The sequence below is a fragment of the Streptomyces sp. NPDC005202 genome (assembly GCF_040608235.1).
Classification (GTDB): Bacteria; Actinomycetota; Actinomycetes; order Streptomycetales; family Streptomycetaceae; genus Streptomyces.
This window is the reverse complement of the sequence record NZ_JBEXHW010000010.1, coordinates 84,517-106,162: the sequence shown is the minus strand read 5'-3', so window position 1 is coordinate 106,162 and position 21,646 is coordinate 84,517. Positions and strand designations below refer to the sequence as shown.

The following is a 21,646-nucleotide window of genomic DNA, read 5'->3' as shown; positions in this document are numbered from 1 at the left end:
CCGGCGCGTAGGTCCCTCTCAACTCCCCGTTCCTTCCCGCGTCTCCAGCGCCTCCGCCAGCACCTCCGCCAGGTGCCGTCCCCGCACTCCCGCCAGTTGCTCCAGCTGCGTGCGGCAGGAGAAGCCGTCCGCCAGGACCACCGCCCGGTCCGGGGCCCGCCGTACCGACGGCAGGAGCTGTTCCTCCGCGCAGGCCGTCGACACCTCCCAGTGGCCCTTCTCGAAGCCGAAGTTGCCGGCCAGTCCGCAGCAGCCGCCGGACAGCTCGCCGGTCAGGCCCGCGGCCGTGCGCAGACGGCGGTCGGCCGCGTCGCCGAGGACCGCGTGCTGGTGGCAGTGGGTCTGTCCGGTGACCGGGCGGTCCAGCCGGGGCGGGGTCCAGCCGGGGGCGTGGCGCTCCAGGGTTTCCGCGAAGGTCAGGACGCGGTCGGCCAGGCGCCGGGCGCGCGGGTCGTCGGGGAGCAGGTCCGGCAGGTCGGTGCGGAGGGCGGCGGCGCAGCTCGGTTCCAGGACGACGACGGGGGCGGCGGTCTCCAGCACCGGTTCCATCAGGTCGAGGGTGCGGCGCAGCACCGCGCGGGCACGGTCCAGTTGGCCCGTCGACACGTACGTCAGCCCGCAGCAGACCCGGCCCCGGCCCCGGAGTACCGCCACGGGATCGAGGAGCGCCGACCTGCCGTCGCCCACCGGAGGTCTGCGCAGGCGCAGGGTCGGCGGGAGCGCCACCCTCAGCCCGGCCGCCTCCAGCACGCGGACGGCCGCCTTCCCCACGGACGGCGAGAGGTGCTCGGTGAAGGTGTCCGGCCACAGGACGACCAGATCGCCGGCGCCTTCGGCCGCCTGCCGCCGGCGTCTCCGCCACCACCGGCTGAACGGCTCCGCCGCCAGCCGCGGAATCCCCCGCTCGGGTGCGATGCCGCCAAGCCGTTTCGCCGCCGACGCCAGCGGCCGCAGGGAGGCGAGCGCGTTCACGACCGGCGCCGTGCGCGTACGGGCCGCCCAGCGCAGCCACACCGGGAGCCACCCCATGGAGTAGTGGGCGGCGGGGCGGCGCCGCCGGGCGTAGTGGTGGTGCAGGAACTCCGCCTTGTAGGTGGCCATGTCGACCCCGACCGGGCAGTCGGACCGGCACCCCTTGCACGACAGGCACAGATCGAGCGCGTCCCGGACCTCCGGCGACCGCCAGCCGTCGGTCACCAGCTCGCCCGCGAGCATCTCGTGCAGGAGCCGGGCCCGCCCGCGCGTGGAGTGCTCCTCCTCGCCGGTCGCCCGGAACGACGGGCACATCACCGCGGGGCCGGACACCGCGGTCGTACGGCACTTCGCGACCCCGACGCACCGGCGCACCGCCGCCGAGAAGTCCCCGCCGTCGGCCGGGTAGCCGAAGGCCACGTCCACGGGCCCGCGCGGCAGCACCGAGAAGCGCAGGTTCGTGTCCAGCGGCGCCGGGCGGACCAGCATCCCGGGGTTGAGCAGGTCGTCGGGGTCCCAGACACCCTTGGCCCGCTCGAAGAGGGCGACCATCTCCTCGCCGTACATCACCGGCAGCAGCTCCGCCCGCGCCTGGCCGTCCCCGTGCTCCCCGGACAGTGAGCCGCCGTGGGCCACCACCAGCTCGGCGAGCTCCTCGGAGAACCGCCGGAAACGGCCGACGCCCCGCTCGGTCAGCAGGTCGAAGTCGATGCGGACGTGGATGCAGCCTTCCCCGAAGTGCCCGTACGGCGTGCCGCGCAGCCCGTGGGCGGCCAGCAGCCCCCGGAACTCCCGCAGATACGCGCCCAGCCGGGCCGGCGGCACCGCGCAGTCCTCCCACCCCGGCCACGCCTCTCCCCCAAGCTCTCGGCTTCGCTCGAGCAGGGAGGTGCCCCCACCGCCCGGCATGCGGGTCGCCGTACCGCTCGCGTCCTCCCGGATCCGCCACAGCGCGCGCTGCCCGGCCGCGTCCGTCACCACCAGGGCGTCCACGACCTCGGCCGCCCGCACGATCGCCTCCGCACGCGCGCGTGCCTCCCCCGCCGACTCCCCGCCGGTCTCCACGAACAGCCAGGCATTTCCCCGGGGCAGCTCGGTCGCGGACGGCACCAGGTCCCGCGCCATCCCCTCCACGGTCAGCGGCCCGTACGGCAGCAGCCCGGCCGCGGCCTCGGCGGCGGCGCTCTCGTCGGCGTACCCCATCACGGCCAGGGCCCGCGCGCGGGGCGCCCGCACCAGCCGTACGACCGCCTCGGTCAGCACACCCAGCGTGCCCTCCGAGCCGCAGAACGACCGGGCGACGTCCGCGCCCCTCTCGGGCAGCAGGGCGTCCAGGGCATACCCGGAGATACGGCGGGGCAGCTGCGGAAACCCGGTCCGCAGCCGTGCCAGCTCCCCCTCGACCAACTCCCGCAGTCCGTCCGGCGCCCCCGCCCATTCCTGCCCGAGCCGCAGCCGCTCCCCGCGCGCGGTGATCACCGACAGCTCCCGCACGCTGTCCGCGGTCGTCCCCCACGCCACCGAGTGCGAGCCGCACGAGTTGTTGCCGATCATTCCGCCGAGCGTGCACCGGCTGTGCGTGGAGGGGTCGGGCCCGAAGCGCAGCCCGTGCGGGGCGGCGGCCTCCTGCAGCCGGTCGAGCACGAGCCCCGGCTGGACGACGGCCGTCCGCGTCCCGGGGTCGATCTCCAGCAGCCGGTTCATGTACCGGGTGAAGTCCAGGACCACCCCCGTCCCCGTCGCCTGCCCGGCGATCGACGTCCCCCCGCCCCGCGCCACCACCGGCACCCCGCGCGCCCGGCACACCTCCAGCACGGCCGCCACGTCGTCGGCGTCCCGCGGCGCCACCACGCCCAACGGGACGCGCCGGTAGTTGGACGCGTCCATGGTGACCAGCGCCCGGTCCGTCACACCGAACGCCACCTCACCCCGGACAACCGCACGCAGCTCCGCCTCGAGATCCGTCATGCTTCCAGGATGCACGCGACCACTGACAGTGACGGGCTGCACCCGGGACGTCGTGGACGTCGTAGATCTTCACAAGTCCGCGGACCGACGGAGCCGTCTCATCGAACGGACACGTTTCCGTCCGGTTTCGCCGAAGAGATACCCTCCGCCTCGTGGCTGAGATCCAGATTCCTGCTGACATCAAGCCCGCGGACGGTCGGTTCGGCGCGGGTCCCTCCAAGGTGCGGGTGGAGGCGCTGGACGCGCTGGCCGCCACCGGTACGTCCCTCCTGGGCACCTCCCACCGCCAGGCCCCGGTCAAGAACCTGGTCGGCAGGGTCCGCGAGGGCATCCGCGAGCTGTTCCAGCTCCCCGACGGCTACGAGGTCGTTCTTGGCAACGGCGGCTCCACCGCGTTCTGGGACATCGCAACCCACGGCCTGATCGAGAACAAGTCGCAGCACCTGAGCTTCGGCGAGTTCTCCTCCAAGTTCGCCAAGGCCGCCAAGCTCGCCCCCTGGCTCGCCGAGCCCACCGTCATCTCCACCGAGCCGGGCACGCACCCCGAGCCCGAGGCCGAGGCGGGCGTCGACGTCTACGCCTTCACGCACAACGAGACCTCCACCGGTGTCGCCATGCCCATCAAGCGCGTGGCCGGTGCAGACGAGGGCGCCCTCGTCCTGGTCGACGCCACCTCCGGCGCCGGCGGCCTCCCGGTCGACGTCGCCGAGACCGACGTCTACTACTTCGCGCCGCAGAAGTCCTTCGCCTCCGACGGCGGCCTGTGGATCGGCGTGTTCTCCCCGGCCGCGATCGAGCGCGCCGAGCGCATCCACGCGAGCGGGCGTCACGTCCCGGAGTTCTTCAGCCTGCCGACGGCGATCGACAACTCCCGCAAGAACCAGACGTACAACACCCCGGCCCTCGCCACCCTGTTCCTCCTGGGCGAGCAGCTGGAGTGGATCAACGGCCAGGGCGGCCTGGACTGGGCGGTCCGCCGCACCGCCACCTCCGCGCGCACGCTGTACGGCTGGGCCGAGGACATCAAGTACGCGAACCCGTTCGTCGCCGACCCGGCCAAGCGCTCCCAGGTCATCGGCACGATCGACTTCTCGGACGAGATCGACGCCGCCGCCGTCGCCAAGGTCCTGCGCGCCAACGGCATCGTCGACACCGAGCCCTACCGCAAGCTCGGCCGCAACCAACTGCGCATCGCGATGTTCCCGGCGATCGACCCGGCGGACATCGAGGCGCTGACGAAGTGCATTGACTACGTGATCGAGAAGCTCTGACCGTCTTCGTACGTCGATGAGGGCGCCCGGTGACCCCACCGGGCGCCCTTCTCCTGCGTGCGCAGCTCTCACGTCGCCGTACAGCTCACACTCGGCACACCCCCGCCCCCGGGCGCTCCCCCGAACCCGAATCGCGGTCGTCCCCCGTGTTGGTCACGATCACCTGGGCGTTGAAGCCACTGCCCCAGTCGCTGCTGACGGCGTAGGCGGCGCTGCAGGCGGCCGCGTTCCCGCCGCCACCGCCACCGTCACCGACTCCTCCCCCGCTGCCCGGGAACCCTGGCGCCTTGATGGAACAGCCCGGCTCACCGGCGTCGCAGCAGCCGCCCCAGCCCGAACACGGCGGCCGCCGCGACAACGACGGCGGCGATGGCGCTGGCCTTGAGCCCGCCGCTCCCGCCGAGGCCCGAGCCGTCGAAGGCCGAACCTCCCTGCGCGGAGGGCGACCTGGGCGCCCCGTCGGCACCCGGCGCGCTCTCCGCCTGCACGGGGCTGCCCGCGCCCTCGCTGCCGTACAGGAGCTCGGTGCCGTCGGCGCTGTACGTGATCGACTCCCCCTGCCCCTGCAGCGGAACGTCGAGCCGCCCCTCCCGCTTGATCCTCCCGTCGTTCCAGGCGTAGGCGATCCCGCCGAAGTAGCCGCGCACGGCGAGCTGCCTGCCGTCGGGCGAGTAGGCGGCGTCGGTGGCCCACAGGTCGACGGCGGCGACGGGCCGGAAGACGTTGGTCCCGGAGGAGGAGAGCCGGGCGGGTCCCTCGTACAGGTGACCGCCGTCCTCCTTCTTGTCGATGATGTAGACGCGGCCCGTCCTGGGGTGCACGACCAGCGACTCGGCGTCCCGGGCCCCGTCCGAGTACTTCACGACGTACTGCGTGGCCCGGACCGTCTGGTCCTTGAGGACCTTCGGCTCGCGCAGTTTGTAGATCCACACGGAAGGCCACTTGCCGCCGTGGTTGTCGCCGATGTCGCCCACGTAGATCTGGTTGCCGGGGCCGATGGAGATGGCCTCGACGTCGCGCGGCGAGCCGACGCCGCTGAGCGTGACGGTGGCGACGGTCTTCCCGGTCCTGCTGTCCACGGCGTAGATGTAGGGGCCGTCGTTGCTGTCGTTGTGGGTCCAGTAGATGCCGGGATGCAGATGCGAGGCCGCAAGCCCGCTGGACTCCGTGATCCGGGGATCCTTGATCGTGAACCCGTGGTCGCCGTCGGCGGCGGAGGCGGGCACGGCGAAGGCACCCACGAGGAGGGCCCCGGCGAGGAGGGCGAACGGTCGGCGCATGCCCTCAAGCCTGCCATCCCGGGCTTTGGTTCACAGTGCGTGGTGGGCCTCACACCCCACCCGCGCCCTTGATCGTCCATCATGAGCGGATGCGCAGGTTCATGCCCGTCGGTGACTCCATGACGATCGGAAGCGCGGGCGAACACACATGGCGCTACCGGCTGTGGCAGCACCTGTGCGCCACGTACGGCGGCCCGTTCACACTCGTCGGCCCGCGCGAGACGCTGTACGACAAGGCGGCCGAGGCACCGACGTCGTACGCGTACGCCGACCCGGACTTCCCCCGGGCCCACCTGGCCGGCTGGGGCGAGGGCTGGCTGCACATGGCCCCGCTGATCGGCGTAGCGGTACGCGACTGCCGAGCGGATGCGCTGCTGGTGTCGCTGGGCCTGATCGACCTGGGCTTCTACACGAACGCGGACCAGACCGCGGCGAACGTACGGGCCTTCGTCACCGCCGCCCGCGCGGCGAACGCGCGCATCCGCATGGTCATGCTCCCGGTGATCCCCAACATCCGCGCCGCGTCGGACGCGCCCTTCGCCGCGCAGGTCGCCCGGTTCAACACGCTGCTGGCGAAGACCGTGGCCGACCTGGACGAACCCCACTCCCCGCTGCTGCTGGCGTCCCCTCCGCCGTCGTACGACCTGCACACCGACACCTACGACGGCACCCACCCGAACGCGAACGGCGAGCACAAACTGGCGGCGGCCTTCGCGGAGGCGATGCACCAGGCGTGGGGGTGGGGCGGGGAGTACGAGGGCTGAGCTGCGGGCCGGTGGCCTGGCATATGCGCCGCTCCCCGTGTCCCGGTCACCGTGCGTATCGTTGTACTGCGCGGCTGCGCTTGTGGGGGCAGCCGGGGAGGAGCGCCACGATGACCGTCCTGGAAGACAGGATCGAGATGGCCGAAGCCGACGGCGCACTCACGCTCGACACCTTGTTCGAGTGGCTTGAGAAGATGCCCACCCCCGAGGGACACAAGTCGAGATCGTCGGGGGGAACATCTTCATGACGCCTCAGCGGGACGTCCACTGGCACATCATCCGCAGGATCGTACGAGCGCTGGAGGACACGTTCGGCATGCATGTTCAGGTGCTCTCGGACGTCCGCATCGACTTCCCCGGCCACCTGAACGGGTTCGCCCCGGATGTTGCACGGCTGCGCAACGGGGCAATCAAGACACCCGATGGACGCTGGTGTCATGAGGACGTCGAGTTCATCGCCGAGGGCATCTCCCGGAACACGGCCGCCAACGACTATGGCCCCAAGAAGCTTGCCTGCGCGCAAGCCGAAGTGCCGGTCTATCTCATCGCCGACCCATACCAGGGCAAGTGCGCCGTCCATACCCGCCCGAAGGACGGCGACTACGAACGTGAGACGAAGATCCGCTTTGGCAGCGACGTGAACCTCACGGGTTCCGTGGTCGGCCTCACCCTGAGAACCGACGAGTTCCCCCGCGACTGACCGGCACGGGCACTCCCAAGTCCCCTTGCTTCGAGCGCACTCCAAGACGTTGGCTTGGGGACCATGAAGTACACACAGCTCGGACGCACGGGACTCAAGGTCAGCCGACTGGTCCTCGGCACGATGAACTTCGGTCCGCAGACCGACGAGGCGGACAGTCACGCGATCATGGACGCGGCGCTGGACGCGGGGATCAACTTCTTCGACACCGCCAACGTGTACGGCTGGGGCGAGAACAAGGGACGTACCGAATCCATCATCGGGAACTGGTTCGCCAAGGGCGGCGACCGGCGCGACAAGGTCGTCCTCGCCACCAAGGTGTACGGGAACATGGCCCCGGACGGCTCCGCCGTCTGGCCCAACCACGACAAGCTCTCCGCCCTCAACATCCGGCGGGCGGTCGACGCCAGCCTCAAGCGGCTGCAGACCGACTACATCGATCTCTACCAGTTCCACCACATCGACCGCGCCACTCCCTTCGAGGAGATCTGGCAGGCCATCGACGTGCTCGTGCAGCAGGGAAAGATCCTCTACGTCGGCTCCTCCAACTTCCCCGGCTACAAGATCGCCCAGGCCAACGAGCTCGCCGCCCGCCGCCACGGCACCATCGGCCTCGTCAGTGAGCAGTGCCTGTACAACCTCGCCGAGCGCCGCGCCGAGATGGAGGTCATCCCGGCCGCCCAGGACTACGGGCTGGGAGTCATTCCCTGGTCGCCCCTGCACGGGGGTCTGCTGGGCGGCGTGATCAAGAAGGAGGTCCAGGGCGGCCGACGCGCCTCCGGGCGGTCCGCCGACGCCCTGGCCAACCCCACCGTACGCGCCCAGATCCAGGCGTACGAGGACCTGCTCGACAAGCACGGCCTCCAGCCGGGCGAGGTCGCGCTGGCCTGGCTGCTCACCCGGCCCGGCGTGACCGGCCCGATCGTCGGGCCCCGCACCGCCGAGCAGCTTCAGTCCGCGCTGCGGGCCGTCGAGCTGGAGCTGCCGAAGGAGTTGCCGGCCCAGCTGGACGAGATCTTCCCGGGCCCGGGGCCCTCCCCGGAGGCCTTCGCCTGGTGACAGTCCCTACGGCCACCCGCTGACCCACGGCACCGCGGGCGCGTTCGGCGTCACTTGCCGAGCGCGGCCGCCAGGGCGACGACGGCGAACATCAGCACGAGCGCACCGGCCATGATCCGGTTCCGAGTTTTCGGGTCCACGTATGCGAGACTAACCGGCCCCGCCGAGCGGCCAGCGGGCGACCGTCTCGTACCGGGGCTGTTCGCCGGGCACCCCGGACTTCGGCAGGTGGCTGCGGACCAGCACCACCTCGTCCACCGTCCACGTACGGCTCCCGAAGGCGCCCAGGGCCTCCACGTACGGCCGTACGTCCACCGCCTCGCGGCTGCGCGCCACCGTCAGGTGGGCCTTGTAGCGGCGGTGCTCACCCGTCGGCACGCCTGCCCGCCGCGCCGCGGCCTCCGAGCGGTCGGCCAGCTGCCGCAGGGACCGCAGGTCGCCCTCCGCTCCCGTCCACAGCGCCCGGCCGCGCCCGAACTGTCCGCCGCCCCGCAGCGCGAGCGGGAAGGGCGGCGTACGGCCGGCCGCGCGCTCCAGGCGGGCCGACAGGTCCGGTATGACCTCCTCGTCGACCTCGCCGTAGAAGGCGAGGGTGAAGTGCCAGCCCGGGCGGCCGGTCCAGCGCAGCCCGTCCGCGCCGGGCAGCTTCTTCAACTCCGCGACCTCATGGGCGAGTTCGCGGATGACGTCCTCCGGGGGCGGTACCGCGGCGAAGAGTCTCATGCCCTCACCTTCCCAGACCCGCGCCGGCCCGCGCCCAGCACGAGGCGGGGAAGATCAGGGCCCGGAATCACGCCGCCGTCGCCAGCTCCTCGCACCGCTTGTGCGGGACGAAGCGGACGTGCGGGTGGCCGTGGTTCCAGCCGACCGACAGGCGCAGGCCGCCGACGCGGGCCAGGACCAGGCCGACGGTGACGGCTGCAGCTGCCGAGACGACGCCGCCGAGGGCGAAGCCGATCCGGGGGCCGTACGCGTCGGTGATCCAGCCGACGAGCGGCGCGCCCAGCGGCGTACCGCCCATGAAGACCATCATGAACAGGGCCATCACCCGGCCGCGCATGGCCGGGTCGGTGGCCATCTGGACCGCGGTGTTCGCCGTGACGTTGACCGTCAGGCCGAAGATCCCTATCGGGGTCATCAGCAGCGCGAACAGCCAGTACGACGGGGCCAGCGCGGCCACGATCTCCAGCGTGCCGAAGGCCGCGGCGGCCGCGATCAGCACGCGCAGCCGGGCCGTGCCGCGCCGGGCGGCGAGCAGGGCGCCGACCAGGGAGCCGACCGCCATCAGCGTGTTGAAGAAGCTGTAGGCGCCGGCACCGGCGTGGAAGACGCCGTTGGCGTAGGCCGACAGCCAGACCGGGAAGTTGAAGCCGAAGGTGCCGATGAAGCCGACGAGGACGATCGGCCAGATCAGGTCGGGGCGGCCGGCGACGTAGCGCAGTCCCTCGCGGAGCTGGCCCTTTCCGCGCGGGGCGCGCTCGACGACGTGCAGCTCGCGGGCGCGCATCAGCAGCAGGCCGGCGATGGGGGCGACGAAGGACAGGCCGTTGAAGAGGAAGGCCCAGCCGGTGCCGACGCCGGTGATCATGACGCCTGCGACGGCGGGGCCGATCAGGCGGGCCGACTGGAAGTTCGCCGAGTTCAGGCTGACCGCGTTCTGCAGCTGCTGGGGGCCGACCATCTCGGAGACGAAGGACTGGCGGGCCGGGTTGTCGACGACCGTGGCGAGGCCGACGGCGAAGGCGGCGAGATAGACGTGCCAGACCTGGACGTGGCCGGTGAGGGTGAGCGCGGCGAGCGCGAGGCCGGTGACGGCCATCGACGCCTGCGTGACGAGCAGGGTGGGGCGCTTGGGCAGGCGGTCGACGAGGACACCGCCGTAGAGGCCGAAGAGCAGCATCGGCAGGAACTGCAGGGCTGTCGTGATGCCGACGGCGGCCGAGGAGCCGGTGAGGCTGAGCACCAGCCAGTCCTGGGCGATGCGCTGCATCCAGGTTCCGGTGTTGGAGACGACCTGGCCGATGAAGAAGAGGCGGTAGTTCCTGATCTTCAGCGAACTGAACATCGAGGACTTGCGAGGGGTGTCGGGAGCGGTCTGGGAGTCGTGGGTGGTCGGTGCGGGGGCGGAAGCTGCTCCGGATCCCGTACTCAAAAGGGTTCGCCTCCTTGTGTGACGTGCTTACAGATGTGCGAGCTTCTCCAGCACGGGGGCGGCGGCGCGGAGTTTCGCCCACTCGTCCTCGTCGAGACCTTCGATCAGGCCGGCCAGGAAGGCGTTCCGCTTGCGGCGGCTCTCCTCGAGCACGACCTCGGCCTGCTCGGTCTTCGTGACGACCTTCTGGCGCCGGTCCTCGGGGTGCGGCTCCAGACGGACCAGTCCCTTGGCTTCGAGCAGCGCCACGATGCGGGTCATCGACGGCGGCTGCACGTGCTCCTTGCGGGCGAGCTCGCCCGGCGTGGCGCTACCACAGTTGGACAGGGTGCCCAGCACCGACATCTCGGTGGGGCTCAGCGACTCGTCGACGCGCTGGTGCTTCAGTCGACGGGACAACCGCATCACGGCGGATCGCAGGGAGTTCACGGCGGCAGCGTCGTCGCCATGGGTAAGGTCCGGCATGTTCTTTAGAGTAACTCATTACTCTCCCTAAAGACCACCGTTGACACGCATGCCGGTCCGTGACACTGGCCACTGCACCGCCACATCACTCATATGGGTGATCTACGTGCGGAACGTAACACGTCGCACGGAAGCGTCCGGCGACCCTCGTCTCCATGGGGACCAGCGTGCTCAGCCTGCGGATGGACCACGACCTGCTCGAACGGGTCCGGCACCACGCCGCGAAAAGGGGAATGAGCGTCCAGGACTATGTCGTCCGGGCGCTCATTCGGGATGACTTCGACGAGCGGTTCCAGGCCGCCGTCGAGGAGACGGAGAGGTTCTACGGGGTGACGTGACCCCGCGGGGAGCCGGTCAGGTCAGACCGAGGGCCGGCATCAGGTAGTAGAAGGCGAAGACCCCCGCCACCACGTACATCGCCGCCGGGATCTCGCGGCCGCGGCCGGCCGCCAGGCGCAGCAGCACGAAGGTGATGAAGCCCATGCCGATGCCGTTGGTGATCGAGTAGGTGAACGGCATCATCACCATCGTCACGAACGCCGGAATGGCGATCGTGTAGTCCGCCCAGTCGATCTCCTTCACCGAGCCGGCCAGGATCAGGAAGCCGACCGCGAGCAGGGCCGGGGTGGCGGCCTGGGACGGGACCATCGTGGCGACGGGCGTCAGGAAGAGAGCCACGGCGAAGAGCGCGCCGGTGACGAGGTTGGCGAAGCCGGTACGGGCCCCCTCGCCGACACCCGCCGTCGACTCGACGAAGCAGGTGGTGGCCGAGGAGGAACTGGCGCCGCCCGCGGCGACGGCGATGCCGTCGACGAAGAGGACCTTGTTGATGCCGGGCATCTGCCCCTGCGCATCCGTGAGCTTGGCCTCGTCGCCGATGCCCATGATCGTGCCCATCGCGTCGAAGAAGCACGACAGCAGCACGGTGAAGACGAAGAGGATGCCGGTCAGCACGCCGACCTTGGAGAAGCCGCCGAAGAGGCTGACCTTGCCGAGGAGGCCGAAGTCGGGGGTGGAGACGGGGTTGCCGGGCCACTTCGGGACGGTCAGACCCCAGGTGGGCACCTTGGCGACGGCGTTGATGATCACCGCGAGGACGGTCATGGCGACGATCGAGATGAGGATCGCGCCGGGCACCTTGCGCACGATGAGCGCGAGCGTGAGCAGGGCGCCCAGGACGAAGACGAGGACCGGCCAGCCGTTGAGGTGACCGTCGGCGCCCAGCTGGAGCGGGACGGTGGTGTGGGCGGCGTCCGGGATGCGGGAGACGAACCCGGAGTCGACCAGGCCGATCAGCATGATGAACAGGCCGATGCCGATGGAGATGCCCTTGCGCAGGCCGAGCGGGACGGCGTTCATGACGCGCTCGCGCAGGCCGGTGGCGACGAGCAGCATCACGACGAAGCCGGCGAGGACGACCATGCCCATGGCGTCGGGCCACGACATCCGCGGGGCGAGCTGGAGGGCGACGACGGTGTTCACGCCGAGGCCGGCGGCCAGCGCGATGGGGACGTTGCCGACGACGCCCATGAGGAGCGTGGTGAACGCGGCGGTGAGGGCGGTGGCGGTGACCAGCTGGCCGTTGTCCAGCTGGTGTCCGTACATGTCCTTCGCGCTGCCGAGGATGATCGGGTTCAGCACGATGATGTAGGCCATCGCGAAGAAGGTGGCGAGACCGCCGCGGATCTCCCGGGACAGGGTGCTGCCCCGTTCGGAGATCTTGAAGTAGCGGTCGAGGGCGCCGTACGCGGGCGGCGTTCCCGGTCGCTCGGGGGCGGGAATCTTGGCGGGGGCCGAGGTGGGCATGCGGGTGACCTCAGGGGTGCGGGGGGGTACGGGAGTACCGGGCCTGGAACATGATCGAGTCTCGCCCTCTTCGCGTCACCAACAGGTTTCCCCCCTGTTTCTGTTGGTGTTTCGTACGAACAGAAGTGGCCAGACTCGGGACCGTTTCAGTATGAACATATGAAGCCCGAAAGGCTATCTCCGCGCGTAGACCCTTGGTGTGCAAGGGGCGTCGATGGGCCACCGATGGCCCCGGAGAATCACCGGCCCGGGGACGTAAGCTGAGGGCCATGGCGAAGTGGACCCCCAAGCACGAGGCGCCGGAGCCCCTGGAGGGCCCCGTGGTCGCCACCATCACCGGCGGCACGATCGTCTGGTTCGTCCTCTTCCTGGTACAGCTCCCCTTCTACGGCTGGTTCGACGCCCACGGCCACACCTGGTGGCTCTGGACCTGCCTCGCAGGCGCCGGCCTCGGCCTCATCGGCATCTGGTACGTCCGCAAGCGCGACGCGGCCATCAAGCGGGCCGCTGCGCGCGAGGTGACGCCGCCGCCGACGGAACGGGCAACGTCGACGGAATGACCCCCGGCGCCGCCGCCGACCCGCCGGCAGGACGGGGTTGATCCCTACCGACCGGCACTGAAAGATCCATACCGACCGGCACTGAAAGAAGGGCCCGGTGCGAAGCCCTCGCGGGGTGTGCGCCGGGGCGAAGCCCGCACGGGAGTGCAGGGCGAAGGCCCCGCCTCAGTCGGCCGAGACGGGCGGGGCGGCTCGGCGAGCGCGTACAACCGCCGCACGACCCCGCTCCTTCCCAGGTCGGATCTTCCCTCCCTCGGCGGGTGAAGCCGCAAATCCGCACGTACCGTCGAATGCATGACGCACATCGACGCGGGCGCCGAGCTCGATCCTGTGCACCCCGTTCCGCTTCCGGGCCGGCGGGCGACCGGACTCACCACCGCCCAGGTCACGGAACGCATCGCGCGGGGGCAGGTCAACGACGTGCCGGTGCGCAGCAGCCGGTCCTTGGCCGAGATCGTCCGCGCGAACGTCTTCACCCGGTTCAACGCGATCATCGGCGTGCTCTGGCTGGTCATGCTGTTCGTCGCGCCGATCCAGGACAGCCTCTTCGGCTTCGTGATCCTCGCCAACACCGGCATCGGCATCATCCAGGAGTGGCGGGCGAAGAAGACCCTCGACTCGCTGGCCGTGATCGGCGAGGTCCGCCCCACCGTGCGAAGGGACGGCACGACCGCCGAGATCGGCACCTCCGAGATCGTGCTCGACGACCTCCTCGAGATCGGCCCAGGGGACAAGGTCGTCGTCGACGGCGTCTGCGTCGAGGCCGACGGGCTGGAGATCGACGAGTCGCTCCTGACCGGGGAAGCCGATCCCGTCGTCAAACGGCCCGGCGACCACGTCATGTCCGGCAGTTTCGTCGTCGCCGGCGGCGGCGCCTTCAAGGCGACCAAGGTCGGCCGCGAGGCCTACGCCGCCCAGCTCGCCGAGGAGGCCTCCCGCTTCACGCTCGTCCACTCCGAGCTGCGCACCGGTATCTCCACCATCCTCAAGTACGTGACGTGGATGATGGTCCCGACCGCGATCGGCCTGGTCATCAGCCAGCTCGTCGTCAAGCAGCACGGTTTCAAGGACTCGATCGCCCGGACCGTGGGCGGCATCGTGCCCATGGTCCCGGAGGGGCTGGTGCTCCTCACCTCTGTCGCCTTCGCCATCGGTGTCATCCGGCTCGGCCGCAAGCAGTGCCTCGTCCAGGAGCTGCCCGCCATCGAGGGCCTCGCCCGCGTCGACACCGTCTGCCTGGACAAGACCGGCACCCTCACCGAGGGCGGCATGGACGTCACCGGGCTCAGGACCCTCGACGGCTACGACGAGACGTACGTCCGCAAGGTCCTCGGCGCCCTCGGCGAGTCCGACCCGCGCCCGAACGCCTCCCTGCAGGCGATCATCGACGCCTACCCGGACAGCGACGAGTGGCGCTGCGTGGAGTCGCTGCCCTTCTCCTCCGCCCGCAAGTACAGCGGCGCCACCTTCAGCGAGGGCAACGGCGAAACCAGTACGTGGCTCCTCGGCGCCCCCGACGTGCTCCTGCCCGCCGACGCCCCCGCCCTCGCCGAGACCGGGCAGCTCAACGAACGAGGCCTGCGCGTGCTGCTGCTCGCCCGCGCCGCCGGCGACCTCGACGATCCCGACGTCGCCCGGGCCGTCACCCCCGCCGCCCTCGTCGTACTGGAGCAGCGGCTGCGGCCCGACGCCGCCGACACCCTGCGCTACTTCACCGCGCAGAACGTCCGCGCCAAGGTCATCTCCGGCGACAACGCGGTGTCCGTCGGCACGGTCGCCGCCAAGGTCGGCCTCAACGGCACCACGGTCGACGCCCGCCGGCTGCCCGCCGAGCAGGAGGGCATGGCGCGTGCCCTCGAGGAGGGCACCGTGTTCGGGCGGGTCACCCCGCAGCAGAAGCGGGACATGGTGGGCGCGCTGCAGTCGCGCGGGCACACGGTCGCGATGACCGGCGACGGCGTGAACGACGTCCTCGCCCTGAAGGACGCCGACATAGGGGTGTCGATGGGCTCGGGCTCGGAGGCCACCCGAGCCGTGGCGCAGATCGTGCTGATGAACAACAGTTTCGCCGGCCTGCCCTCGGTGGTCGCCGAGGGACGGCAGGTCATCGGCAACATCACCCGGGTCGCGACCCTGTTCCTGGTGAAGACCGTCTATTCGGTACTACTGGCCGTGCTGGTGGTGTGCTGGCAGGTGGAGTACCCGTTCCTGCCGCGGCACCTGACCCTGCTGTCCACCCTCACCATAGGCGTCCCAGCCTTCTTCCTGGCCCTCGCCCCCAACAAGGAGCGGGCCCGCCCCCACTTCGTACAGCGGGTCATGCGGTACTCGGTGCCGGGCGGGGCGGTGACCGCCGTGGCGACCTTCGTCGTGTATCTGGTCGCCCGTCACCACTACACCGGACCCGGCTCACTGGACGCGGAGACCAGCGCCGCGACGCTGACGCTCTTCCTGATCTCGATGTGGGTGCTGGCGATCATCGCCCGCCCCTACACCTGGTGGCGGATCGCGCTGGTGGCCGCGATGGGCGTCGCGTTCCTGTTCGTGCTGGTGGTGCCGGGGTTGCAGCACTTCTTCGCGCTGAAGCTGGTGGGGGCGGCGATGCCGTGGACCGCGGTGGGCGTCGCCGTGGTGGCGGCGGTCGTCCTGACCTTCCTGTGGAAGTGGATCGACCGCCGCTTTGCCGCCTAGAGCCTGCGACACCGCGCATGCTCAATTCAGGCTCAGATTCCGGTCATGCTCAGATTCCGGTCATGCTCAGATTCCGGCCTCAAGGGTTGCTCGACCCCTCCTCGTCTGCGAATGTCATGGTCATGCGCAATCGCCGGGACCTATTGACAGCGCGCCGGGGCGATTGAGGAAAAAGAGCTGCGTCACAACGGCAGTCTTCTGCGCCCTTGCGGTCGGTTCGGTCTGGCTGCTCATTCGGCGCTGAGACCACCCTGCCCGCACCACCAGGATTCCCCGCATGGATACGCCCTTCGATGGCCGTATCCATGCGGCCCGGTCAGAAAGCTCCCGGAATTACTGCACGTCGACGTAGTCACCCGTGGCGTTGACCGCCGGGGTGGTCGAGGTGCCGGCGAAGCTGTAGCGGAAGTAGCCGTCGGCGGAGGCGGTGACCGTGGTCCTGAGGCTGCCGGTCGAGTCCGTCGTGACGGTCTTCAGCGTGGTGTAGGTGCTGGTGCCCGCCTTGCGGAACTGCAGCTTCACCGGCTGGCCGGTGTAGCCGTGGTAGGCGTTGTCCTCCCAGTTGGCCCGGGACAGCTTGCCGGTGACCGTGATGGTCTTGCCCTTCTTCACCGGCTCCGGCGAGGCGTCGACGGTGAGCTTGGAGTACCGCTGCACCAGCGTGGTGCCGAGGCCGTCCTGGTCCTTGTAGCCGACCTTGCTCAGGTCCGGGTTGTTCGGGTCCTGGCCATTGAAGGCGGTGGCCTCGGCGGAGGCCTTCCAGCTGCCGGCGTCCACGTTCTTCAAGTCGCCGTCGGCCGGGTAGATGTCGATGGTCCCCTTGCAGCTGGCGGTGGTCGACGAGGTGGCGGTGCAGGTCGCGAAGTCGTCGCCGTAGAGCTCCTTGTCGGGGGCGTCGAAGGAGCCGCGGTAGAGGAACGGGTCGGTGTAGAAGTCCTTCGCGGTGATGTCCACGTCGGACCCGTGGGTCAGCGTGTAGGTGACCGTGGTGGTGACCTTGTTGGTGGTGCCGACCTTGATCGCCGAGACGATCTTGAAGTCGGAGAAGCCGACGTTCAGGGTGTACGGCGTGCCGTCCGTCGCGGTGGCCGGGGCGGAGCCGGCGGCCTGAGCCGCCGGCACGGCGAAGGCGGTGAGCGCCAGGGCGCCGGTGACGGCGGCCACGGTGGCTCGTATGCGCATTGCGTTCCCCAGGTGGAGAAAGGGGCCCCGGCGCCGGTCGTTCCTCACGGCTCGTCGTCGGCACCGGGCCCAAGTGATCGTGGAGTCTGTTGACTCACGGGGATCAGATCCGTTGTTCCTGGGAATGGTTGTACGGAAGTTGAAGATTTTGTGCACGGATTGCCAAGATCACCGACGGCCCTCCAGGCCTCAGTCGAACCAGCGGTCCCGCGCCAGTTCCTCCGTCCGCGACGGGTCCTCCAGCAGCGCCGCGACCTCGAAGCGGCGCGGCCACTGCCCCGCCGCCCAGGCGAGCCCGGCGGCCACCCCCTCCAGGGTCGACGCGTGCAGGACGCCGTCCGACGTCAGGCGCCAGTCCAGCTCGACCCCGTCGACGACGAGTTCCTCGTGCTCGACGTACGTCTCGGGCGTCCGCGGCCCGAGCAGCACCCGTACGGACTCCGGTACGTCGTGCTCGGTGCCCTCGGAGTCCACCTCGCCGGTGACGGACTCGCTCAGCCGCCGCACCTGGAACAGCTCCGCCAACTCGGCGGCCCGCGACGGCCGTACGGGCAGCAGCGGGACGCCCCCGGTGAACGGCAGCAGGTCGGGCGAGTCGCACACCACGGCGTCGGCCGCGTCCACGACCTCGACCCGTCCGTCGACCACGGCCCGCAGCTCGTCCGGCAGCGTCACCTGCTCCGGGTCCAGCTCGGCCAACGCGCCGTACAGGGCGTGCAGTTGGGCAGCCGTGACCGGGCGCTCGGGGTCGGCGAGCCGGTCGAGCAGCTCGGCGGCGCCGCCGGGCTCGTCGAGCAGGGCGGCCACGCTCGTCCGGACGCCCAACGCCCGCAGCACCTGCTCGTCGTCGAAGCCCGTCGCGTCGGCCTCGTCGTACAGGCCCCGCAGCAGCGGGTCTCCGCCCGCGGCGCGCAGACCGGCCGGGCGCCGCCGTCCGAGCACCGGGTGCCCGCGGAGCCACCAGGCGGTGTAGGGCCGTACGACCTCGTGGGTGCCGTCCGGCAGCAGGATCCGCACCGGCTGGGTGATCGCGTCACGCAAGGGGGGTTGCGACAGCAGGGCAAGGGCCTGCGACCATTTGTCGTCGTCGACCAGGTCCAGGTCGCGCACGGCGACGATCTCGGTGGCGACCGGCGGCACGGGGGTGTCCGGGAACCGGTCGAGGAGGTCCTCGCACCACACGTCGACCGCGTCCAGCAGACCGGGGTCGTCGGGCTCGGGGAAGTCCGCTTCGCGGGGCTCCAGTTCGTCGGGGTCGAGGACGACATCCGTGGCTCGCACGAGGGCGAAGTTCACCAGCACGCCGCAGGCCGCGAGCGGTTGTTCGCCCCACTTCTCGGCCAACTCGGCGTCCACCGTGGCGAGTTCCCCCTCGCGCATGACCCGCGCGAACGGGCCGCCGGGGAAGACCAGTTCGCCGGCCGGGGCCAGTTCGCCGTCCTCGTCGGGCAGGGCGAGGGCGCCCAGCCAGGGCTCGTCGCCGGGCTCCAGGCCCGCGTCCCGTACGAGGGTGAGCACGGTGTCCGCGAGCTCCTCGGCGTCCGGGGTGTCCTCGTCCCACGCGCCGCCCTCCTCATCGAGGGAGGCGGCGACCGCGGCCCGCACCTGCGGTGTGGTGAGCACGGCACGCGGGGTCGCGGGCAGGGCGCCGAGCTTCTCCAGGATCGGATGGGCTGCGTCCGGGTGGGCGACCTTCAGACCAAGCCGGGTCAGCACCTCCGGGTCGACCCGGGCGGCGTCCGGGGCGGGCAGCAGGACCTGCCGGGGCCCGATGGTCGTACGCCCGTCGGCAAGCGGCACGGGCAGACCCGACAGCCGGTCGGGATCGACGCCCGCCAGGCTGTCGTACAGCCGTCGCCACCAGCCCGGCTCCTTCTCCAGCCCGGCCAGCCGGTCGATCGCGTCGGTCAGCGGGACCCGGGCCACGCCCAGCGTCCGCAGCTCCACGCGCCGTTCCAGCCCGGCGGGCAGCAGCGTCGGCAGCACCTCGGCGAGGACCCGTACGGTGTCGGCGCCCGCGCCCTCCACCACCTCCGCGTCCCGCGGCCGCAGGGACTCGGGCAGGTCGGATTCGTGGTCCTTCGGCTCGACGGCAGGGGGCAGGAAGGAGGTCCTCGGGAGCCGTTCGAGAATCGCCTGCCGCAGGGCCCCGTCCAGTTCGCCCTTGCCGAGCGGGCCGGGCACGAGGTCGATGGTGCCCTCGGTCACCGGCCGCCAGTCGGCGAGGAGTTCGGCGTACGCGTCCGCCGCGCGCTGCACCAGGAAGTCGGTGAGCGGGCCGGGCGCGGCGTGCCGCCGGGTGCTGTCCAGCGGGAAGGACGCGATGAGCAGGGCCGGGACGCCGAGGGGCTCGTCGCTCGGGGTCGGGGCGTGGACGACGGGGCTGGTACGGGGGCGGACCGGGTTGCCGTAGGCGTCGACGGGCACGGCCCACATGACGGACCAGTGCGGGCGGAGCCGCTCCTCGACCGGGCGGTCGGCGAGGAGGTCGGGCGTGAGGGGGCCGTGGGCGGAGGAGGTGCGCCAGTGGGTGATGCCGTTGCTGGAGTCCTCCACGATGGTGAAGGGACCGTCGGTGCGGCGGCGCAGGATTCGGGGGCCCTCGTCGCCGATCTCCACCACGACCTCCTCCAGCCCGGGGAGGGCGAGGAGCAGGGCGTCGTCGACGGCGTGCAGGAGACGTTCGGCGAGGTCGGCGGCGGCCGCGTCGCGCAGGGGCAGGATCACGACCGTGTCGTACGGGTCGGGGGCGGTGCCCTCGGCGGCGAACGGGAGCCGCAGCAGCGGTACGTGCCCGTCGCGGCGGCGGATCTCGTCGCCCAGGCCGGGGCTGTGCCGGGCGGTCTCCTCGGCGAGGTCACGGGCCTCGGCCAGCGACCAGCGCACACCGCCGTGCCGGCCCACGACCGCGGGCTCGTCGGTGACGGCGAGGACGGCGGCGAAACCGACGCCGAAGCGGCCGACCGACGGGGTGTCCCGCTTCGCGGAGGCACGCAGCGTGGACAGCGACTCCACACCGGCCGCGTCGAGCGGGGCGCCGGTGTTGGCGGCGACGAGGACATCGTCGCGGAGGGTGAGACGCAGCCGGCCGGGAACACCTGCGCGGGCGGCGGCGTCGGCGGCGTTCTGCGCCAGTTCGACGACGAGCCGGTCCCGGTACCCGCCGAGGACCAGATCCTCCTCGGCATTGGCGTCCTCACGGAACCGGGCCGGGCTGGTCGCCCAGGCGTCCAAAACGCCGCGCCGCAGACGCACGGTTCCGAACGGGTCCGCACCCTCACCGGCCGGCTGCACCAACATGCTCACGTTCACTCTCCTCATCGGCGTGCCCCGAAGGTACCGCGAGGAAGCCACCCAGCCCGTCCGGCGTTTGCGGACGATGCCGTTCAGGCCGAAGGGGCTCAGGGGGCGCAGCACCCAGGGACACCGGCCGCGACGCACCCGCAGACGGACGACGTGCCCGCAGGCTACGAATGCCCCAGCTCGGCGGTGTCGTCATCCCCCGTCACCGGCACCGACCCGGAATCCCGCGCCGGCCGCAGCGGGAAGGGATCCACCCGCGTCTCGTCGACCACCGGCGGAGCCGGCTGCGGCGGCTTCGGCATGACCGCGGCCTCGGAGTGCCCGCCGCACCCGTACGCCAAGGACACCACACGGCCGTCGGCCGGGGAGAACTCGTTCGCGCACACCCCGAAGGCCTGCCCCAGCGAACCACCGAGCGGCACCAGGAAACCGCAGCTCACACAGGTCGCCGGTGCGGCCTGCGCCATCGGCGTCTTCGGGCCGAACGCCTCCTCCCAGCGGTCGGCGGCCACGTGCAGGCCGTACCGCGACAGGACCCGGGCGCGGCGCATGCCCAGTTCCTCGGCGACCGCCGCGATCGAGCCGCGCGACGGCGCCATCGGGAGGTTCCGCGGCGGGCCCGCCGTGACCTCGGCGTCCTCCGCCTCCACCAGCTCGGCCATCTCCTCGGAGACCGCGGAGTTCGGCGGCGGCCCGTCCTCGCCGGAGTAACCGGGCTCCAGCCGGAGGTCCTCGGCGTCGGTGGGCAGCAGGTCGCCGGGGCCCAAGTCTCCGGGGCGCAGGCGCTCGCTCCACGGCACCCACTCCGGCGCGAGCAGCGCGTCCGGGCCGGGCAGCAGTACGACCTCGTCCAGCGTGACGATCTTCGCGCGCGACGCGCGGGCCACCGTCACCGCCCAGCGCCAGCCGCGGTACCCGAGCTCCTTGCACTCGAAGAAGTGCGTGACGACGCGGTCACCCTCGGACACCAGCCCCACGTGCTCGCCGACGACGCCGGGTGCGGCCGCCTCCTCGGCTGCGCCACGGGCGAGGTCGACGGCCTCGGCGCACAGGCGGTCGGGGGTGCGGCTTCGCGTGGTCGCTGCGCTCACAGGTATCGCTTCTCTCCTACGCCGTCTCTCGGGTGCGCCGGCCTGAGGGCGGCGGGGCGGACGGAGCGGACCCGGGGACCGCGTCGACGTCCGCGCCCGATCGCGCTCGGGCGCACCTACGTCATCCATTCTGCGGTATGCGCGTAAGGCGCGCGGCCGAGAACGTTCGCCACGGCGCGCTACGCACGCTACCTTCTCGCCGGCGCTTGGCCTACACCGACGGGATGCTTCGCCGCTCCGCTTGGTGTTTCCGGCCCACCCACCCGACTCAGCCGGTTGCAAGAGTGCCGACTCGGGCGGTCGCGGAGCCTGCCGACTCGGGCGGTCGCGGAGCCTGCCGACTCGGGCGGTCGCGGAGCCTGCCGACTCGGGCGGTCGCGGT

Annotated in this window: 15 protein-coding genes and 2 pseudogenes; 7 read left to right on the top strand and 10 right to left on the bottom strand. The window is 71.3% G+C overall.

Going from position 1 to position 21,646, the window contains the following annotated elements; translation table 11 throughout:
• Positions 1-18: 18 nt before the first annotated feature.
• Complete coding sequence (locus tag ABZV31_RS17680; RefSeq protein WP_355894367.1) at positions 19-2,940, bottom strand: FAD-binding and (Fe-S)-binding domain-containing protein; 2,922 nt, start codon at positions 2,938-2,940, stop codon at positions 19-21.
• A gap of 152 nt (positions 2,941-3,092) precedes the next feature.
• Between ABZV31_RS17680 and serC the strand changes: the two genes are divergently transcribed.
• Positions 3,093-4,211 (top strand): phosphoserine transaminase, encoded by a 1,119-nt coding sequence (gene serC / locus ABZV31_RS17675; protein ID WP_355894365.1) that lies wholly within the window; start codon positions 3,093-3,095, stop codon positions 4,209-4,211.
• A gap of 68 nt (positions 4,212-4,279) precedes the next feature.
• Here the strand turns inward: serC and ABZV31_RS17670 are convergent.
• Positions 4,280-4,506, bottom strand: a pseudogene (locus tag ABZV31_RS17670) (cellulose binding domain-containing protein); the annotation flags it as partial.
• Positions 4,507-4,516: 10 nt separating this feature from the next.
• Positions 4,517-5,491 carry a WD40 repeat domain-containing protein gene (locus ABZV31_RS17665; protein ID WP_355894363.1) on the bottom strand — a complete coding sequence of 325 codons (975 nt, stop codon included), beginning with the start codon at positions 5,489-5,491 and terminating at the stop codon, positions 4,517-4,519.
• Positions 5,492-5,580: 89 nt separating this feature from the next.
• Between ABZV31_RS17665 and ABZV31_RS17660 the strand changes: the two genes are divergently transcribed.
• From ABZV31_RS17660 to ABZV31_RS17650, 3 genes and pseudogenes are all read left to right on the top strand, one after another.
• Positions 5,581-6,255: a GDSL-type esterase/lipase family protein gene (locus tag ABZV31_RS17660; protein ID WP_355894360.1), complete on the top strand. Its 675-nt coding sequence runs from the start codon at positions 5,581-5,583 to the stop codon at positions 6,253-6,255.
• A 110-nt stretch (positions 6,256-6,365) separates the two neighbouring features.
• Positions 6,366-6,955: pseudogene (locus ABZV31_RS17655) on the top strand (Uma2 family endonuclease).
• 63 nt (positions 6,956-7,018) lie between these two features.
• Entirely contained in the window at positions 7,019-8,014 is a 996-nt protein-coding gene (locus ABZV31_RS17650; RefSeq protein ID WP_355894358.1) for an aldo/keto reductase, read from the top strand.
• A 150-nt stretch (positions 8,015-8,164) separates the two neighbouring features.
• Here the strand turns inward: ABZV31_RS17650 and thpR are convergent, their stop codons facing one another.
• From thpR to ABZV31_RS17635, 3 genes are all read right to left on the bottom strand, one after another.
• Entirely contained in the window at positions 8,165-8,737 is a 573-nt protein-coding gene (gene thpR / locus ABZV31_RS17645; protein ID WP_355894355.1) for an RNA 2',3'-cyclic phosphodiesterase, read from the bottom strand.
• Between the two features lie 67 nt (positions 8,738-8,804).
• A complete protein-coding gene (locus ABZV31_RS17640) occupies positions 8,805-10,166 on the bottom strand; it encodes an MFS transporter (RefSeq protein WP_355894353.1) in 1,362 nt (453 codons plus the stop codon).
• A 27-nt stretch (positions 10,167-10,193) separates the two neighbouring features.
• Entirely contained in the window at positions 10,194-10,631 is a 438-nt protein-coding gene (locus tag ABZV31_RS17635) for a MarR family transcriptional regulator (protein ID WP_355894350.1), read from the bottom strand.
• A 155-nt stretch (positions 10,632-10,786) separates the two neighbouring features.
• Here ABZV31_RS17635 and ABZV31_RS17630 point away from each other — a divergent pair, with 155 nt between their 5' ends.
• A complete protein-coding gene (locus tag ABZV31_RS17630; protein WP_355894347.1) occupies positions 10,787-10,969 on the top strand; it encodes a ribbon-helix-helix protein, CopG family in 183 nt (60 codons plus the stop codon).
• 16 nt (positions 10,970-10,985) lie between these two features.
• Here ABZV31_RS17630 and ABZV31_RS17625 read toward each other — a convergent pair whose 3' ends face one another.
• Positions 10,986-12,437: an NCS2 family permease gene (locus ABZV31_RS17625; RefSeq protein WP_355894344.1), complete on the bottom strand. Its 1,452-nt coding sequence runs from the start codon at positions 12,435-12,437 to the stop codon at positions 10,986-10,988.
• 269 nt (positions 12,438-12,706) lie between these two features.
• Here ABZV31_RS17625 and ABZV31_RS17620 point away from each other — a divergent pair, with 269 nt between their 5' ends.
• Complete coding sequence (locus ABZV31_RS17620) at positions 12,707-12,997, top strand: DUF2530 domain-containing protein (protein WP_355894342.1); 291 nt, start codon at positions 12,707-12,709, stop codon at positions 12,995-12,997.
• A gap of 294 nt (positions 12,998-13,291) precedes the next feature.
• Complete coding sequence (locus tag ABZV31_RS17615) at positions 13,292-15,688, top strand: HAD-IC family P-type ATPase (protein ID WP_355894339.1); 2,397 nt, start codon at positions 13,292-13,294, stop codon at positions 15,686-15,688.
• Between the two features lie 333 nt (positions 15,689-16,021).
• Here the strand turns inward: ABZV31_RS17615 and ABZV31_RS17610 are convergent, their stop codons facing one another.
• The 3 genes from ABZV31_RS17610 to ABZV31_RS17600 all read right to left on the bottom strand — a co-directional run bounded on the left by ABZV31_RS17610 (position 16,022) and on the right by ABZV31_RS17600 (position 21,264).
• Positions 16,022-16,870: a hypothetical protein gene (locus tag ABZV31_RS17610; protein WP_355894336.1), complete on the bottom strand. Its 849-nt coding sequence runs from the start codon at positions 16,868-16,870 to the stop codon at positions 16,022-16,024.
• Positions 16,871-17,059: 189 nt separating this feature from the next.
• Complete coding sequence (locus ABZV31_RS17605; protein WP_355894333.1) at positions 17,060-20,191, bottom strand: molecular chaperone Hsp90; 3,132 nt, start codon at positions 20,189-20,191, stop codon at positions 17,060-17,062.
• 146 nt (positions 20,192-20,337) lie between these two features.
• Positions 20,338-21,264, bottom strand: coding sequence for a DUF3027 domain-containing protein (locus ABZV31_RS17600; protein WP_355894332.1), 927 nt, complete (start codon positions 21,262-21,264; stop codon positions 20,338-20,340).
• Positions 21,265-21,646 lie beyond the last annotated feature (382 nt).